This window comes from Burkholderia sp. NLJ2 (assembly GCF_049487195.1).
Classification (GTDB): Bacteria; Pseudomonadota; Gammaproteobacteria; order Burkholderiales; family Burkholderiaceae; genus Burkholderia; species Burkholderia pyrrocinia.
This window is the reverse complement of sequence record NZ_CP137808.1, coordinates 2,416,654-2,433,510: the sequence shown is the minus strand read 5'-3', so window position 1 is coordinate 2,433,510 and position 16,857 is coordinate 2,416,654. Positions and strand designations below refer to the sequence as shown.

Here is a 16,857-nt window from a genome sequence, read left to right as displayed (position 1 = left end):
TGCCCGCAGCCGGTCGCGTCGCGTCGTCTGCACGAGAGCGATCCTCACATTCCAGGACCCAGGAGACGAGAATGTCCGCTGTACCGAACGAAGTGATGAAATATGTCGCCGCCGAACGTGACGACGACCCGCAAGAAACCGTTGAGTGGCTCGAGTCGCTCGATGGCGTGATCTCCTCCGTGGGCACCGGCCGCGCGCATTACCTGATCGAAAAGCAGATCGAGTTCGCGCGCATGCACGGCGAACACCTGCCGTTCTCCGCGAATACCCCGTACATCAACACGATCCCGGTCGAAGCCCAGGCGAAGATTCCTGGCGACCAGGACCTCGAGCACCGCATCCGTTCGTACACGCGCTGGAACGCGCTGGCGATGGTGCTGCGCGCGGGCAAGGACACGAACGTCGGCGGCCACATCGCATCGTTCGCATCGGCCGCGACGCTCTATGACGTCGGCTACAACCACTTCTGGCACGCGCCGTCCGAGAACCACGGCGGCGATCTCGTGTTCGTGCAGGGCCACTCGTCGCCGGGCGTGTACTCGCGCGCGTTCCTGCTCGGCCGCCTGACCGAGAACCAGCTCGACAACTTCCGCCAGGAAGTCGGCGGCAACGGCATCTCGTCGTATCCGCACCCGTGGCTGATGCCGGACTTCTGGCAGTTCCCGACCGTGTCGATGGGCCTGGGCCCGATCATGGCGATCTACCAGGCGCGCTTCATGAAGTACATCGAAGCGCGCGGCATCGCGAAGACGCAGGGCCGCAAGGTGTGGGCGTTCCTCGGCGACGGCGAGACGGACGAACCGGAATCGCTCGGCGCGATCGGGATGGCGAGCCGCGAGAAGCTCGACAACCTCGTGTTCGTGATCAACTGCAACCTGCAGCGTCTCGACGGCCCGGTGCGCGGCAACGGCAAGATCATCCAGGAACTGGAATCGGAATTCCGCGGCGCCGGCTGGAACGTGATCAAGGTCATCTGGGGCAGCCGCTGGGATGCGCTGTTCGCACGCGACAAGACGGGCGCGCTGATGCGCCGCATGATGGAAGTCGTCGACGGCGAATACCAGACGTACAAGTCGGAATCGGGCGCGTTCGTCCGCGAGCACTTCTTCAACACGCCTGAACTGAAGGCGCTGGTCGCCGACTGGTCGGACGACGACATCTGGGCGCTGAACCGCGGCGGCCACGATCCGCACAAGATCTACGCGGCGTTCCACGAGGCCAGCAACACGAAGGACGCGCCGACCGTCATCCTCGCGAAGACCATCAAGGGCTACGGGATGGGCGAGTCGGGCCAGGCGATGAACATCACGCACCAGCAGAAGAAGCTGCCGGTCGAGCAACTGAAGAAGTTCCGCGACCAGTTCCGCCTGCCGATCACCGACGAACAGATCGCCGACGTGCCGTACCTCAAGTTCGACGAAGGCTCGAAGGAACTCGAATACATGCGCAAGCAGCGCATGGACCTCGGCGGCTACCTGCCGCAGCGCCGCGAGAAGGCGACCTCGCTGCCGGTGCCGGCGCTCGACGCGTTCGAGCCGCTCCTGAAGGGCACGGGCGAAGGCCGCGAGATCTCGACGACGATGGCGTTCGTGCGGATCCTGAACATCCTGCTGAAGGACAAGGCGCTCGGCAAGCGCGTCGTGCCGATCGTCCCGGACGAGTCGCGCACGTTCGGCATGGAAGGCCTGTTCCGCCAGATCGGCATCTGGAACCAGCAAGGCCAGAAGTACGTGCCGGAAGATTCCGACCAGCTGATGTTCTACAAGGAATCGGAAACCGGCCAGATCCTGCAGGAAGGCATCAACGAGGCGGGCGGCATGTGCGACTGGATCGCGGCGGCGACGTCGTATTCGACGCACGGCGAGATCATGGTGCCGTTCTACATCTTCTACTCGATGTTCGGCTTCCAGCGGATCGGCGACCTCGCATGGGCCGCGGGCGACATGCGTTCGCGCGGCTTCCTGCTCGGCGGTACCGCGGGCCGCACGACGCTGAACGGCGAAGGCCTGCAGCACGAAGACGGCCACTCGCTCCTGTGGGCGGCATCGGTGCCGAACTGCGTGAGCTACGACCCGACCTTCGGTTATGAACTGGCTGTGATCATCCAGGACGGCCTGCGCCGCATGGTGCAGGACCAGGAAGACGTGTACTACTACATCACGGTGATGAACGAGAACTACGAGCACCCGGCGATCCCGCAGGGCGAGCAAGTGGCGGCCGACATCATCAAGGGCATGTACGCGTTCAAGAAGGCCGATGCGAACACGAAGGCGCCGCGCGTCCAGCTGCTCGGCGCGGGCACGATCTTCAACGAAGTGATCGCCGCCGCCGATCTGCTGAAGAACGACTGGGGCGTCGCCGCCGACCTGTGGAGCGTGCCGAGCTTCACCGAGCTCGCGCGCGAAGGCCACGAAATCGAGCGCTGGAACCTGCTCCATCCGACCGAGGAGCGTCGCCTGTCGCACGTGCAGAAGTGCCTGAAGGACACGCAGGGCCCGGTCATCGCATCGACCGACTACGTTCGTGCGCTGGTCGACCAGATCCGCGGCCAGATCGATCGCCGCTTCGTCGTGCTGGGCACCGACGGCTACGGTCGTTCGGACACGCGCGAGAACCTGCGCCACTTCTTCGAGGTCGACCGCCACTGGGTCACCGTCGCCGCGCTCAACGCGCTGGCCGACGAAGGCACGATCGAGCGCAAGGTGGTCGCGGACGCGATCGCCAAGTACAACCTCGATCCGTCCAAGCCCAACCCGATGACCGTTTAACGCACACGCCGTGTGATGCCGCGCGCCGCTTCCGGGAGGAGCGCGCGCGGCCATGGAGACAGAAACAGATGAGTCAAGCGATCGAAGTGAAGGTGCCGGATATCGGCGATTACAAGGACGTGCCCGTCATCGAAGTGCTCGTGAAGGCGGGCGATACGGTCGAGCCCGAGCAGTCGCTCGTCACGCTCGAGTCCGACAAGGCGACGATGGACGTCCCTAGCCCGGCTGCGGGCACGGTGAAGGAAGTGAAGGTGAAGGTGGGCGATTCGGTGTCGGAAGGCACGCTGATCATCCTGCTCGACGGCGGCGCAGCCGCCCAGCCGAACGGCGCGGCTGCTCCGGCAGCAGCCCCGGCTCCGGCGGCAGCGCCGGCTGCGGCTGCACCGGCTGCCGCACCGGCAGCGGCCGGCGGCACGCTCGAAGTGAAGGTGCCCGACATCGGCGACTACAAGGATGTCCCGGTGATCGAGATCGGCGTGAAGGTCGGCGACACGGTCGAGAAGGAGCAGTCGCTCGTCACGCTCGAATCGGACAAGGCGACGATGGACGTCCCGAGCCCGGCTGCGGGCGTCGTGAAGGATATCAAGGTGAAGGTCGGCGATTCCGTGTCGGAAGGCACGCTGATCGTGCTGCTCGAAGCCGCAGGCGCGCCGGCTACCGCACCGCAGGCGAGCGCACCGGCTCCGGCCGCTGCCGCGCCGGCTCCGGCGCCTGCCGCCGCGCCCGCGAAGGCTGCACCGGCACCGGCTGCCGCCGCCGCCCCGGCCGCAGCGCCGTCGGGCGAATACCGCGCCAGCCACGCATCGCCGTCGGTGCGCAAGTTCGCGCGCGAACTCGGCGTCGAAGTTGCACGCGTGCAGGGTTCGGGTCCGAAGGGCCGCATCACGAAGGAAGACGTCACGGGCTTCGTGAAGGGCGTGATGACGGGCCAGCGCGCAGCACCGGGCGCGGCAGCGGCCGCGCCGGCAGGTGGCGGCGAGCTGAATTTGCTGCCGTGGCCGAAGGTCGACTTCTCGAAGTTCGGCCCGTTCGAGGCGAAGCCGCTGTCGCGCATCAAGAAGATCTCGGGCGCGAACCTGCATCGCAACTGGGTGATGATCCCGCACGTCACGAACAACGACGAAGCGGACATCACCGAGCTCGAGGCGCTGCGCGTCCAGCTGAACAAGGAGCACGAGAAGGCGGGCGTGAAGTTCACGATGCTCGCGTTCGTGATCAAGGCGGTCGTCGCCGCGCTGAAGAAGTTCCCGACCTTCAACGCGAGCCTCGACGGCGACAACCTCGTGTTCAAGCAGTACTTCCACGTCGGTTTCGCTGCCGATACGCCGAACGGCCTCGTCGTGCCGGTGATCCGCGATGCGGACAAGAAGGGGCTCGTCGACATCGCGAAGGAAATGAGCGACCTGTCGAAGGCCGCGCGCGACGGCAAGCTGAAGCCGGACCAGATGCAGGGCGGCTGCTTCTCGATCTCGTCGCTCGGCGGGATCGGCGGCACGAACTTCACGCCGATCATCAACGCGCCGGAAGTGGCGATTCTCGGGTTGTCGCGCGGCCAGACGAAGCCGGTGTGGGACGGCAAGCAGTTCGTGCCGCGTCTCATGCTGCCGCTGTCGCTGTCGTATGACCATCGCGTGATCGATGGCGCGGAAGCCGCGCGGTTCAATGCGTATCTCGGCGCGTTGCTCGGCGATTTCCGTCGCATCATTCTTTGATGAGCGGGGAGGTTGCTCGCGGGGGCGTGGGTTTCTTTTCTGTTATCCACGCCTCGTCGTTGAACTGGCTTTCTTGACGGTCTGCCGGCGTCGCCCCTGCGCGGGGCGGCGGTCACTTTTCTTTGTCTTCCAAAGAAAAGTAACCAAAAGAAAGGCGCGTCCTTGGGCGGACGGCAAAGGTGGTCCTGCCCAGCGTCGTGGTCCTTCTTTTGCCAGGCCGTAGTTCTCCCGCGGGTTTCTTCCCCCTCTGTCTGCAGCTAATCAAGAAGGGGACAGTAATGAGTCTCATCGAAGTCAAGGTTCCGGATATCGGCGATTTCAGCGGCGTCGATGTCATCGAAGTCAACGTGAAGCCGGGCGACGTGATCGAAAAAGAGCAGACGCTCATCACGCTCGAATCGGACAAAGCCTCGATGGAAGTGCCCAGCGACGTCGCCGGCACCGTCAAGGAAATCAAGGTCAAAGCCGGCGAGAAAGTCTCGCAAGGCACCGTCATCGCCATCGTCGAAGCCTCGGCAGGCGCCGCCGCGCCCGCGAAAGCACCCGAACCGGCCAAGCCCGCAGCGGCTGCTCCGGCACCGGCCGCCCCGGCGCCCGCGCCGCAAGCCGGCAGCTACGCCGGCGCAGTCGACATCGAATGCGACATGCTCGTGCTCGGCGCCGGCCCCGGCGGCTACTCGGCCGCGTTCCGCGCAGCCGATCTCGGCATGAAGACGGTGCTCGTCGAACGCTACTCGACGCTCGGCGGCGTGTGCCTGAACGTGGGCTGCATCCCGTCGAAGGCGCTGCTGCACACGGCGCTCGTCATCGACGAAGCCGCGGCGCTCGCGTCGCACGGCATCACGTTCGGCAAGCCGCAGGTCGATCTCGACAAGCTGCGCGACTTCAAGGGCGGCGTCGTCAAGAAGCTGACGACGGGCCTCGCCGGCATGGCGAAGGCGCGCAAGGTCGAAGTTGTCACGGGCGTCGGCGCATTCGTCGATCCGTATCACATGGAAGTGCAGGGCGAAAACGGCAAGAAGGTCGTCAGGTTCAAGCAGGCGATCATCGCCGCGGGCTCGCAGGCCGTGAAGCTGCCGTTCATGCCGGAAGACCCGCGCGTCGTCGATTCGACGGGCGCGCTCGAACTGCGCCAGCTGCCGAAGCGCTTGCTCGTGATCGGCGGCGGCATCATCGGCCTCGAAATGGCGACGGTGTACGCGACGCTCGGCGCCGAGATCGACGTCGTCGAAATGATGGACGGCCTGATGATGGGCGCCGACCGCGATCTCGTGAAGGTCTGGGAAAAGTACAACGCGAAGCGTTTCGGCAACGTGATGCTGAAGACCAAGACGGTCGGCGCGGAAGCGAAGGAAGACGGCATCTACGTGAAGTTCGAGGGCGAGAAGGCGCCGGCGGAAGCGCAGCGCTACGACCTCGTGCTCGTCGCGGTGGGCCGCAGCCCGAACGGCAAGAAGATTGGCGCCGACAAGGCAGGCGTGGCCGTCACGGATCGCGGCTTCATCGACGTCGACAAGCAGATGCGCACGAACGTCCCGCACATCTTTGCGATCGGCGATGTCGTCGGCCAGCCGATGCTCGCGCACAAGGCAGTGCATGAAGGCCACGTCGCGGCGGAAGCCGCGCACGGCGAGAAGGCGTACTTCGACGCACTGCAGATCCCGTCGGTGGCGTACACCGATCCGGAAGTGGCGTGGGCCGGCAAGACGGAAGACCAGTGCAAGGCCGAAGGCATCAAGTACGGCAAGGCCGTGTTCCCGTGGGCCGCTTCGGGCCGCGCGATCGCGAACGGCCGCGACGAAGGCTTCACGAAACTGATCTTCGACGAGGAAACCCATCGCGTGATCGGCGGTGCAATCGTCGGCCTGAACGCGGGCGACCTGATCAGCGAAGTGTGCCTCGCCGTCGAAATGGGCGCGGACGCGGAAGACATCGGCAAGACGATCCATCCGCACCCGACGCTCGGCGAATCGGTCGGCATGGCCGCCGAACTGTACGAAGGCGTCTGTACGGACCTGCCGCCGCAACGCAAGAAGTAACGCGACCGGCACGGCCGGTCATGCGCCGGCCATGAAAAAACGCCGCCGCCCGGGCAAGCCGGGCGGCGGCGTTTTCTTTTGCTCGCGGCCGGCGCGGCGATCAAACGGCTGTTCGAGCGTAGCGAGCGGCTACCGGTTCGCGCAGTTTCCGGCGCCAGAAACGAAAAAGCCGCGCTGAGCGCGGCTCTTTCAGGAGCAGGGGACGCTTACGCGGCCGGCTTGCTCGTACGACGTGCAGCAGCGGCGGTAGCAGCCTTCGTTGCGACGGCAGCAGCGGCGTTGAAGTTCGTTTCGGCGATCTCGACGGCTTGCTTCGCAGCCTTCTGAACCGTTTCGTACGTGGTGTTCGCAGCGTTCAGTGCCGACTTCAGCGCGGCGACAGCCGTTTCCGAACCGGCCGGGGCGTTCTTCGCGACGTTGTCGACGAGTGCCTGGACCTTCTTGTTCTGCTCTTCGAATTGGGCTTCAGCAACCTTCGCGAACTCGGCTTGCGTCGACGATGCGATTTCGTACAGGTGACGGCCGTACGACAGCACCTTTTCAGCGACCGGCTGCGACAGGCTCGCTTGCAGTGCGATCAGTTCCTGAGCGTCCTTCACCGACAGCAGACGCTGTGCGTTTTCCTGGCCCTCGGCCAGCGTCGACTTCACGACCTGCAGATTCAATTCGATCAGCTTTTCGACGCTTTCGAACGCCTTGGTCGTCAGACCGAACAGGCTTTCGAGGTTGGCTTTCTGTGCGGCGGCGATTTGCTCGGGGGTCAGCAAGGACATGTCAAGCTCCTGAAAAGCGATCGCGTCGATCGCAGGGTAAGGGGCACTACAAAGGGGAACCTCGGATGCGCGTGCTTTGTGCAACGCAGCAATGAAGCCTATTTTAGGGCAGAGAAAACGGATGTCAAGTATTTTTTGTGCGTTGCACAATCGTGACAAATTATCGATAAAACAACAAGTTATCGCGGCCGTCCGGAATCGGTTTCACGCGAATTCCCAAATGGTGCGCACGGCCGCGGGGCAGGCGCGGCGCACCATGATCAAGCACCGGTAAACCTGACAGGCCTGTGGAACGTTATCCTTCTGTTCCTGTCGAAAACGCGCCGTTTCAATGCGCGTGCCGTGGCGACGTGCCGCCGCCACGGTCGAGGTCGGAGTGCCTGGCACGCCGAGCGCCGGATACGTAGTTTCCCCGCTTTAAATTGCCTCCAAAGTGACGTTATCTCAATTAACCGTGTGGTAATCGGGAGACGGGTACTGTCGGGCAGCGCATCCCATGAATTTTTTCGATGGGGGCGGGAGAGTCGATTGGTCAGAGGTTGGCCGACTCTTACATTCCGGTTTAACGACGATCGGTAAGTGCCTAATATTGCTCTTTTTTTCAGCTTTAACTACACTTGCGGAAACTCCCGCCCGCTTTGTCCAGACCCCAATGAAAGCCGAATCGTTTTCACCGCGCAGATTGTTGCAGAGCATGACGCTCGGCACGGCTGTGTCGGTCGCCGTCGCCTTGCTGGCGACGACCGCGTCCGTCGCGCCCGCTGACGCCTTTGCCGCCACTGCGAAGACCCAACAAGCTGCCAAGAAAAAGGCCGTCGCTCCTGCTTCGTCCGCGAAGAAGAAGACGGCCAAGGCAACCGCCGACAAATCCGCCAAGGTCGCAGCGGCCGATGCGCCGCGAGCGTCGCGCAAGCGCGTGACGCTCGCGGCGAACGTGCATGGCGGCCACCGCGGCGCGGTCCGCAAGATCGCGTTCCAGCCGCGCCGGCCGACGGTCGGCCAGGCGTTCGGCCTGCACGACACGCCGGACGCGCTCGCGCTGCGCTCGAGCGTCGCGTACGTCGTCGACCAGAATTCCGGCGAACCGCTGTTCGACAAGAATTCGCACGCCGTCGTGCCGATCGCGTCGATCACGAAGCTGATGACGGCGATGGTCGTGCTCGACTCGAAGTCGCCGATGACCGACCAGATCGAAGTCACCGACGAAGACCGCGACTACGAAAAGGGCACGGGCTCGCGCCTGTCGGTCGGCTCGGTGCTGTCGCGCGAGGACATGCTGCATATCGCGCTGATGGCGTCGGAAAACCGCGCGGCCGCCGCGCTGTCGCGTTACTACCCGGGCGGCCGTCCGGCGTTCATCGCCGCGATGAACGCGAAGGCGAAGTCGCTCGGCATGGCCGATACGCACTTCGAGAATTCGACGGGCCTGTCGAGCTCGAACGTGTCGAGCGCGCGCGACCTCGTGAAGATGGTCAATGCCGCGTACCAATACCCGACGATCCGCCAGTTCTCGACCGATCGCAGCTACGAGGTGTACACGGGCAAGCGCAATCTCGCCTACAACAGCACGAACGCGCTGATCCGCGGCAACGGCTCGTGGGACATCGGCCTGCAGAAGACGGGTTTCATCAACGAAGCGGGCGAGTGCCTCGTGATGCAGGCAACGATCCACGGCCGGCCGATGGTGATGGTGCTGCTCGATTCGTACGGCAAGTATTCGCGCTTCGCCGACGCGGCACGCCTGCGCAACTGGCTCGATGCCGGCGGCGGCGAGCGCCTGACGGCGGCCAACGCGCCGAACGGCGGCACCTGATCGCGCCTGCGGCGGTCCGCCGCCGCGCCGGTCGGCTGCAAGCAAAAAGCCCCGCGATCGCGGGGCTTTTTTCGTTCGGGAGAACCGGGGCCGGTGAAGGCAGCTTACGCCTGCCGCTGCAGCCCGTCCGCATCCTTCGCGGGCGCCGGCCGGTAGCCGAGCGATTCCGAGATGGTGAGCGCCGTGCGGCTCAACTGGCCGAGCCACGCGTCCTGCAGGCGATCGGCCGGTGCCGACAGCGACAGGCCCGCGACGAGCTTGCCCGAATCGTCGTAGATGCCGGCCGCGATACAGCGCACGCCGAGCTCCAGCTCCTCGTTGTCGCGTGCGCACGATTGTTGGCGGACGATCGTCAGCTCGCGCTCGAGCTTCGCGATGTCGGTGATGCTGTTCTGCGTATGGCCGGACAGCCCCGTGCGCGTCGCATAGGCGCGCACGCGCGACGTTTCGTCGGCCGCGAGGAACAGCTTGCCGACCGACGTGAGGTGCAGCGGCGCACGGCCGCCAATCGCACGGACGACCTGCATCCCGGAACGCTCCGAATACGCGCGCTCGATATAGACGATCTCGTCGCCCTGGCGCACCGACAGGTTCACGGTCTGCCCGGTGAGGCGGTGCAGCTCGCGCATCGGATTCAGCGCCGCGTCGCGTACCGACAGGCGCGCCTTCACGAGGTTGCCGAGCTCGAGCAGCCGCATGCCGAGGCGGTACGTGCCGGGATCGGAGCGATCGACGAGACGGCAGGTCACCATGTCGTTGAGGATGCGGTGCGCGGTCGACGGATGCAGCTCCGTGCGCTGCGCAAGCTCCTTCAGGCTGACAGGGTCGCTGTGCGCGGCGAGCGCGTCCAGCAGCCGCATCATGCGTTCGATCACCTGGATCGACGTTTTTGAATCCGGGGTGGGTTGGCTCATGTCGGGGGAGAAATCGGTTGACGCGTCAAGCGGAGTTGGGCCGATTGTATCTCGTATTGTGAAAAAAGCGAACGCCGTTCGAGGAAGTCCTCGTTTCGCGCAGCGCGGGCTTGCGCGCGAGCCGGCGTTGGTCTTGCCGGCCAAACGGCGGATAATGAGAGCCGTTTTCTCGAAGGAGCACGTATGCGAGTCGGTTTGTTCGTGACCTGCCTGGTCGATCTGATGCGCCCCGAAATCGGTTTCTCGGCGCTCAAGCTGATTCGCGACGCCGGTTACGAGGTGATCGTGCCGCCCGCGCAGACCTGCTGCGGCCAGCCGGCCTACAACTCCGGCGACCGCGCGCTCGCGCGCGATCTCGCGGAAAAGACGCTGCGCGAGTTCGAGCAGTTCGATTATGTCGTCGCGCCGTCGGGTTCGTGCGGCGGGATGATCCGCACGCACTACGGCGACCTGTTCCGCGACGACCCCGAACTGATGGGGCGCTACGCGCGGCTCCAGCAGAAAGTCTACGAACTGACCGATTTCCTTGCGAACGTCGCCAAGGTGTCGCTCGAGCCGGGCGAGTTCACCGGGCCCGTTACCTATCACGACTCGTGCTCGGGCCTGCGCGAACTCGGCGTGAAGGCGCAGCCGCGCGCGCTGCTCGCGCAGCGCGGCATCGCGGTCACCGAGATGAAGGACTGCGAGCACTGCTGCGGCTTCGGCGGCACGTTCGCAGTCAAGTACGGCGATATTTCGGCTGCCATCGCGGATGAGAAATGCGCGAACGTGCGTGCGTCGGGCGCGGGCGCGGTCGTGCTCGGCGATCTCGGCTGCATGCTGAACATCGAAGGGCGGTTGCGCCGCACCGGCGACCGCGACACGCGCGTGCTACACGTCGCGCAGGTGCTGGCGGGCGACGTCTGACGCCCGGTTCCGCTCACTTTTCCCCCGATACCGCGATGCAAGTCCAATCGATGCATTTCAAGGCGCGCGCCGGCCAGAAGCTGGCCGACCAGCGCCTGCAGCAGAACCTGAAGAAGCTGTCGACGAAGTTCGTGTCCGCGCGCGCCGACGCGATGACCGCGATCGACTTCCCGGCCACGCGCGCCGCGCTCAAGGCGCGCCGCAACCGCGCGCTGGAGAACCTCGACGTGTGGCTCGAGGCATTCGAGCGCGAGGCGACGCGGCGCGGCACGACGGTGCTGTTCGCCGAAACGACCGCGGATGCCGCGCGGCTCGTGGCCGACATCGCGCGTCGGCACGACGTGCAGAAGGTCATCAAGACCAAGTCGATGGTGTCCGAGGAAATGCGCCTGAACGCGGTGCTCGCGGAGATGGGCGTGCAGTCGATCGAGACGGATCTCGGCGAATACATCCTGCAGATCAACGACAACGAGCCGCCGAGCCACATCATTGCGCCCGTCGTGCACAAGGACAAGGAAGAGATTGCTGACCTGTTCGCGCGCACGCACCACCGCGAGCGGCTCACCGAGATTCCGGACATGACGCGCGAGGCGCGCGAGGTGCTGCGCCCGCATTTCATGTCGGCCGACATGGGCGTGACGGGCGGCAACTTCGTGATCGCCGAGACGGGCTCGGTCGCGATCGTGACGAACGAAGGGAACGAGGGGATGTGCACGGTGATGCCGCGCGTGCATGTCGCGGTGACGGGCATCGAGAAGGTGCTGCCGACACTCGAGGATCTGGCGACCGCGATGCGCCTGTTGCCGCGCTCGGCGACGGGGCAGAAGACGTCGAACTATTTCTCGCTGCTGACCGGGCCGCGCGGGCCGGGCGACGAGGACGGCCCTGAACACAACTACGTGGTGCTCGTCGACGGCGGCCGTACCGGCCTGATCGGCGGCGAGTTCCAGGAGATGCTGCGTTGCATCCGCTGCGGCGCGTGCATGAACCACTGCCCGGTTTACCAGAAGGTCGGCGGCCATGCGTACGGCTGGGTCTACCCGGGGCCGATGGGGTCGGTGCTGACGCCGAGCTACGTCGGGCTCGAGCGCACGCTCGACCTGCCGCAGGCCGCGACGCTGTGCGGCGAATGCGACAGCGTGTGCCCGGTCGGGATTCCGTTGTCGCACCTGTTGCGTACGCTGCGCGAGAAGCAGGTCGAGCGGCACCTGCGGCCATGGCGCGAGCGGGCGGCGCTCGCCGCATGGGGCTTCGTCGCGCGGCGGCCGATGCTGTACGCACTGACGACCAAGCTCGCGGTGCGTGTCCTCGAGCGGCTGGGCGGCAACGGCGGCACGCTGCGGCGCCTGCCGATGATGGGCGGCTGGATGGATACGCGCGACATGCCGACGCCGACCGGGCGCACGTTCCGCGAACTGTACGCGGCATCGCAAAGCCACCTCGGCTGAAGACTGTTCATCCGGCGACAACAGTGCGTTCGCTATTTGTATATTTATCTCGATAGATGCGGTCTATAGAATCCTGTCTGTAGTCCCCGGAATTGGGTTTCGGGGTACGAGGTCAAGGAGGTCCGCATCATGAAAAAGACAATATCGATGTACTGGCCGCTGGCAATCGTCGTTCCGCTGGCTGCGGCTGCCTATCTGCATGCGATGGCCGATGCGCCGTCGCGTGGCCCGCTCGCGGTTCACCAGGCGTCTGCCGAACTGGCGCGCGCAGTGTCGTTCGGGCTGGTCGGCGACGCGGCGCAGCCGCTGCCGGCGGCGTCCGGCGACGTCGTGCTCGCCGCGCCGAAGGCGCTGTAATGCACGGCGCCGTCGTTTTGTGCGGCGGCGCGATTTCGGGCGCCTTTGTATAATGCAGCGTTCATTTCTTTCGCGGTCCGCCGCGGCTTTCCGATAGTGCGATGACCCGCGTTGCGATCTGTTTCGTCTGTCTCGGCAACATCTGCCGTTCGCCCACCGCAGAAGGCGTGATGCGTCACCAGGTCGACGCTGCCGCGCTGGCGGACCGGATCGCGATCGACTCGGCCGGCACCGGCGACTGGCATGTGGGCGAGCCGCCCGATACGCGTGCGCAGGTAGCCGCGCGCAGCCGCGGTTACGACCTGTCGGCGCTGCGTGCGCGGCAGGTGAGTGCGGCGGATTTCGAGCGTTTCGACCTGCTGCTGGCGATGGACGAAGCGAATCTCGCGGAACTGCATCGCCGCTGCCCGCCGCAGCATCGCGACAAGGTGCGCCTGCTGATGGAATTTGCGCCGGATTCGGCCGAAACCGAAGTGGCCGATCCCTATTTCGGCGGTGCGCAGGGCTTCGAACAGGTGCTCGATCAGGTCGAGCGCGCGTGCGCGGGCCTGCTGGAGACGCTTCGGGCCCGCGCGGAGCGCTGATCGCGCGGTATTCAGCGATCTGCGAATACCCTTTCAAAGGCATGGATACTTGACTAAATTCGTCAAATATTTATACTTGACCAAAATCGTCAAGATTGCAGTCCCCTAGACACCATGAGACTCACCACCAAAGGCCGTTTCGCCGTCACGGCGATGATTGACTTGGCACTGCGCCAGGAGCAGGGCCCGGTGACGCTTGCAGGCATCAGCCAGCGCCAGCGGATTTCGCTCTCGTATCTCGAACAGCTGTTCGGCAAGCTGCGCAGGCATGAAATCGTCGAATCCGTGCGCGGCCCGGGCGGCGGCTACAACCTCGCGCGTCGCGCGCAGGACGTCACCGTTGCCGACATCATCATCGCGGTCGATGAACCGCTCGACGCCACGCAGTGCGGCGGCAAAGGCACGTGCGACGGCTCGAAGCAGCCAGACGGCCATTGCATGACGCACGAGCTGTGGTCGACCCTGAACCAGAAGATGGTCGAATACCTCGATTCCGTGTCGCTGCAGGATCTCGTCGATCAGCAGCGCGCCCGCGAGGGCGCACCCGCGGTGCTGCGCGACCGGCGCACGCCGGAGCCCGCCGCCGCGCCGGCCGAGCCCGTGCGCACGATGCCGCTCGGCCCCAATTCGGTGTTCAACATCGCGAGTTCGTGAGCGCGAAGGCGCCCGCCATACCCCATAACGCACATAGTCCCTGCACAGAATACCCGGAGCGACAGATGACCCAAGAGACTCTCCACCTGCCCATCTATATGGATTACAGCGCGACGACGCCGGTCGATCCGCGCGTGGTCGACAAGATGGTGCCGTACCTGCGCGAGCAGTTCGGCAACCCGGCGTCGCGCAGCCACGCTTATGGCTGGGGCGCGGAGCGCGCGGTCGAGGAAGCGCGCGAGCAGGTGGCCGCACTCGTGAACGCGGATCCGCGCGAGATCATCTGGACGTCCGGTGCAACGGAATCGGACAACCTCGCGATCAAGGGTGCCGCGAACTTCTACAAGGGCAAGGGCAAGCACATCATCACGGTGAAGACCGAGCACAAGGCCGTGCTCGATACGTGCCGCGAGCTCGAGCGCGACGGTTTCGAAGTCACCTACCTCGACGTGAAGGACGACGGCCTGCTCGACCTCGATGCGTTCAAGGCCGCGCTGCGCCCCGACACGATCCTCGTGTCGGTGATGCACGTGAACAACGAGATCGGCGTGATCCAGGACATCGAGACGATCGGTGAAATCTGCCGCGAAAAGGGCATCATTTTCCACGTCGACGCCGCGCAGTCGACCGGCAAGGTCGGGATCGACCTCGCGAAGCTGAAGGTCGACCTGATGTCGTTCTCGGCGCACAAGACCTACGGCCCGAAGGGCATCGGCGCGCTGTACGTGCGCCGCAAGCCGCGCGTGCGCATCGAGGCGCAGATGCACGGCGGCGGCCACGAGCGCGGGATGCGTTCGGGCACGCTGGCGACGCACCAGATCGTCGGCATGGGCGAAGCGTTCCGCATCGCGCGCGAAGAAATGGCGACCGAGAACGAGCGCGTCCGCATGCTGCGCGACAAGCTGCTGCGCGGCCTGTCGCAGATCGAGGAAACGTACGTGAACGGCGACATGGAGCACCGTGTCCCGCACAACCTCAACATCAGTTTCAACTTCGTCGAAGGCGAGTCGCTGATCATGGCGATCAAGGACGTCGCGGTGTCGTCGGGCTCCGCTTGCACGTCGGCGTCGCTGGAGCCGTCGTACGTGCTGCGTGCGCTCGGCCGCAACGACGAACTGGCACACAGCTCGATCCGCTTCACGGTCGGCCGCTTCACGACGGAGCAGGAAGTCGACTTCGTGGTCAATCTGCTGAACAGCAAGATCGCGAAGCTGCGCGAACTGTCGCCGCTCTGGGAAATGCACCAGGAAGGCATCGATCTGTCGACGATCGAGTGGGCCGCACACTGAACACGCATTGAATGCACCCGCGGGCGGATTGGCGCACGCAGACGTAACGAGTCAAGGAGTCTGAGTCATGTCTTACAGCAACAAGGTTCTGGATCACTACGAAAACCCGCGCAACGTCGGTTCGTTCGCGAAGGACGACGACACGGTCGGCACGGGCATGGTCGGCGCGCCCGCCTGCGGCGACGTGATGAAGCTGCAGATCCGCGTCGGCGCGGACGGCGTGATCGAAGACGCGAAGTTCAAGACCTACGGTTGCGGTTCGGCGATCGCGTCGAGTTCGCTCGTGACCGAATGGGTAAAGGGCAAGACGCTCGACGAAGCACTGTCGATCAAGAACACGCAGATCGCCGAAGAGCTCGCGCTGCCGCCGGTGAAGATTCACTGCTCGATCCTCGCGGAAGACGCGATCAAGGCAGCCGTGGCCGACTACAAGAAGCGCCACGACACGAAGGAAGGCGATCAGGCAGCAGCCTGAGCGGTATCGAGCGGCTTCGCAAGAAAACGCCGGGCCGCCCCAAGTTTTCTTGACCCCCTCGGGGGGCCTGGCGCGAAGCGACAGGTTTGGGGGCGCTTAGACGGAACGCGGCGGGCCCCGGTGGCGCGTCGCGGCAAGGACATCATGGCAATTACACTGACCGAAAAAGCAGCACAGCACGTCCAGAAATACCTCGTCCGTCGCGGCAAGGGTGTGGGCCTGCGGCTTGGCGTTCGCACGACCGGGTGCTCGGGGCTCGCGTACAAGCTCGAGTATGTCGACGAGCTGGCTCCCGAGGATCAGGTGTTCGAGAGCCATGGCGTGAAGGTCGTCGTCGATCCGAAGAGCCTCGCGTATATCGACGGCACCGAGCTCGACTTTGCCCGCGAAGGCCTGAACGAAGGGTTCAAGTTCAACAACCCGAACGTGAAGGACGAGTGCGGCTGCGGCGAATCGTTCCGCGTGTGACGCGGATCTCCGCGCAATGCGGGCAAGAGGCGGCACGGGCCGCCTTTTTAATGTGCGGCGTTTGCCGCGCGACGAACCGGAATTGAACGCGACGATGGTCTCGCTGAAAGACAGCCATTTCGACCTGTTTCACCTGCCGGCGCAATTCGCGCTCGACGAGGCGACGCTCGACACCGCCTATCGGACGGTGCAGACGCAGGTGCATCCGGACCGCTTCGCGGCGGCCGGCGACGCGCAAAAGCGCATTGCGATGCAATGGGCAACCCGCGCGAACGAAGCGTACCGCACGCTGCGCGATCCGCTGAAGCGCGCATCCTATTTGCTGTCGCTGCGCGGCGTCGACATCGGCGCGGAAAACAACACCGCGATGGAGCCTGCGTTCCTGATGCAGCAGATGGAGTGGCGCGAGGGCATCGAGGATGCCGCGGCCGCCCGCAACGTCGACGCGCTCGACGCGCTGCTCGCCGAGTTGCGCGACGAGAAGCGCGTGCGCGTCGAACGCCTCGGCACGCTGCTCGACAGCGGTGCCGATCAGGCGGCCGCCGAGGCTGTGCGCCAGTTGATGTTCATCGAACGGGTCGCGTCGGAAGTGGGCACGCAGATCGAGCGCCTCGAAACTTAACCGCGTGCCTTGCGGCACGCGCAGCAAACGGGCCG

15 protein-coding genes are annotated in these 16,857 nt (G+C 65.0%); 13 read left to right on the top strand and 2 right to left on the bottom strand.

Annotated features, from left to right (window positions below; all coding sequences use genetic code 11):
* The first annotated feature begins 71 nt into the window (after positions 1-71).
* From aceE to lpdA, 3 genes are all read left to right on the top strand, one after another.
* Positions 72-2,768 (top strand): pyruvate dehydrogenase (acetyl-transferring), homodimeric type, encoded by a 2,697-nt coding sequence (gene aceE / locus R9B84_RS11195; protein ID WP_423758005.1) that lies wholly within the window; start codon positions 72-74, stop codon positions 2,766-2,768.
* A gap of 68 nt (positions 2,769-2,836) precedes the next feature.
* Positions 2,837-4,480, top strand: coding sequence for a dihydrolipoyllysine-residue acetyltransferase (gene aceF, locus R9B84_RS11190; RefSeq protein ID WP_423758004.1), 1,644 nt, complete (start codon positions 2,837-2,839; stop codon positions 4,478-4,480).
* Positions 4,481-4,758: 278 nt separating this feature from the next.
* Positions 4,759-6,519, top strand: a complete 1,761-nt coding sequence (lpdA, locus tag R9B84_RS11185; protein WP_423758003.1) for a dihydrolipoyl dehydrogenase — start codon at positions 4,759-4,761, stop codon at positions 6,517-6,519.
* 206 nt (positions 6,520-6,725) lie between these two features.
* Here lpdA and R9B84_RS11180 read toward each other — a convergent pair whose 3' ends face one another.
* A complete protein-coding gene (locus R9B84_RS11180) occupies positions 6,726-7,292 on the bottom strand; it encodes a phasin family protein (protein ID WP_423758002.1) in 567 nt (188 codons plus the stop codon).
* Positions 7,293-7,944: 652 nt separating this feature from the next.
* On the opposite strand from R9B84_RS11180, the gene pbpG reads away from it, so the two are divergent.
* Positions 7,945-9,105: a D-alanyl-D-alanine endopeptidase gene (gene pbpG, locus R9B84_RS11175; protein ID WP_423758001.1), complete on the top strand. Its 1,161-nt coding sequence runs from the start codon at positions 7,945-7,947 to the stop codon at positions 9,103-9,105.
* Positions 9,106-9,209: 104 nt separating this feature from the next.
* On the opposite strand, the gene R9B84_RS11170 is transcribed toward pbpG, so the two are convergent.
* Positions 9,210-10,019, bottom strand: a complete 810-nt coding sequence (locus R9B84_RS11170; protein ID WP_262534067.1) for an IclR family transcriptional regulator — start codon at positions 10,017-10,019, stop codon at positions 9,210-9,212.
* A gap of 183 nt (positions 10,020-10,202) precedes the next feature.
* On the opposite strand from R9B84_RS11170, the gene R9B84_RS11165 reads away from it, so the two are divergent.
* The 9 genes from R9B84_RS11165 to hscB all read left to right on the top strand — a co-directional run bounded on the left by R9B84_RS11165 (position 10,203) and on the right by hscB (position 16,822).
* A complete protein-coding gene (locus R9B84_RS11165) occupies positions 10,203-10,925 on the top strand; it encodes a (Fe-S)-binding protein (protein WP_174420589.1) in 723 nt (240 codons plus the stop codon).
* Between the two features lie 35 nt (positions 10,926-10,960).
* Positions 10,961-12,373, top strand: a complete 1,413-nt coding sequence (locus R9B84_RS11160; RefSeq protein WP_423758000.1) for a lactate utilization protein B — start codon at positions 10,961-10,963, stop codon at positions 12,371-12,373.
* A gap of 129 nt (positions 12,374-12,502) precedes the next feature.
* Entirely contained in the window at positions 12,503-12,730 is a 228-nt protein-coding gene (locus R9B84_RS11155; RefSeq protein WP_423757999.1) for a hypothetical protein, read from the top strand.
* A 101-nt stretch (positions 12,731-12,831) separates the two neighbouring features.
* The gene (locus R9B84_RS11150; protein ID WP_423757998.1) at positions 12,832-13,314 is read left to right on the top strand and encodes a low molecular weight protein-tyrosine-phosphatase; all 483 of its coding nucleotides are present in this window, start codon (positions 12,832-12,834) and stop codon (positions 13,312-13,314) included.
* Positions 13,315-13,428: 114 nt separating this feature from the next.
* Positions 13,429-13,968, top strand: a complete 540-nt coding sequence (gene iscR, locus R9B84_RS11145; RefSeq protein ID WP_122945788.1) for a Fe-S cluster assembly transcriptional regulator IscR — start codon at positions 13,429-13,431, stop codon at positions 13,966-13,968.
* Between the two features lie 65 nt (positions 13,969-14,033).
* Positions 14,034-15,257 carry an IscS subfamily cysteine desulfurase gene (locus R9B84_RS11140; protein WP_423757997.1) on the top strand — a complete coding sequence of 408 codons (1,224 nt, stop codon included), beginning with the start codon at positions 14,034-14,036 and terminating at the stop codon, positions 15,255-15,257.
* A 67-nt stretch (positions 15,258-15,324) separates the two neighbouring features.
* Positions 15,325-15,732, top strand: a complete 408-nt coding sequence (gene iscU, locus R9B84_RS11135) for a Fe-S cluster assembly scaffold IscU (protein ID WP_006481982.1) — start codon at positions 15,325-15,327, stop codon at positions 15,730-15,732.
* Positions 15,733-15,876: 144 nt separating this feature from the next.
* Complete coding sequence (gene iscA / locus R9B84_RS11130) at positions 15,877-16,200, top strand: iron-sulfur cluster assembly protein IscA (protein ID WP_011885413.1); 324 nt, start codon at positions 15,877-15,879, stop codon at positions 16,198-16,200.
* Positions 16,201-16,294: 94 nt separating this feature from the next.
* A complete protein-coding gene (gene hscB / locus R9B84_RS11125; RefSeq protein ID WP_423757996.1) occupies positions 16,295-16,822 on the top strand; it encodes a Fe-S protein assembly co-chaperone HscB in 528 nt (175 codons plus the stop codon).
* The last annotated feature ends 35 nt before the right edge of the window (positions 16,823-16,857 follow it).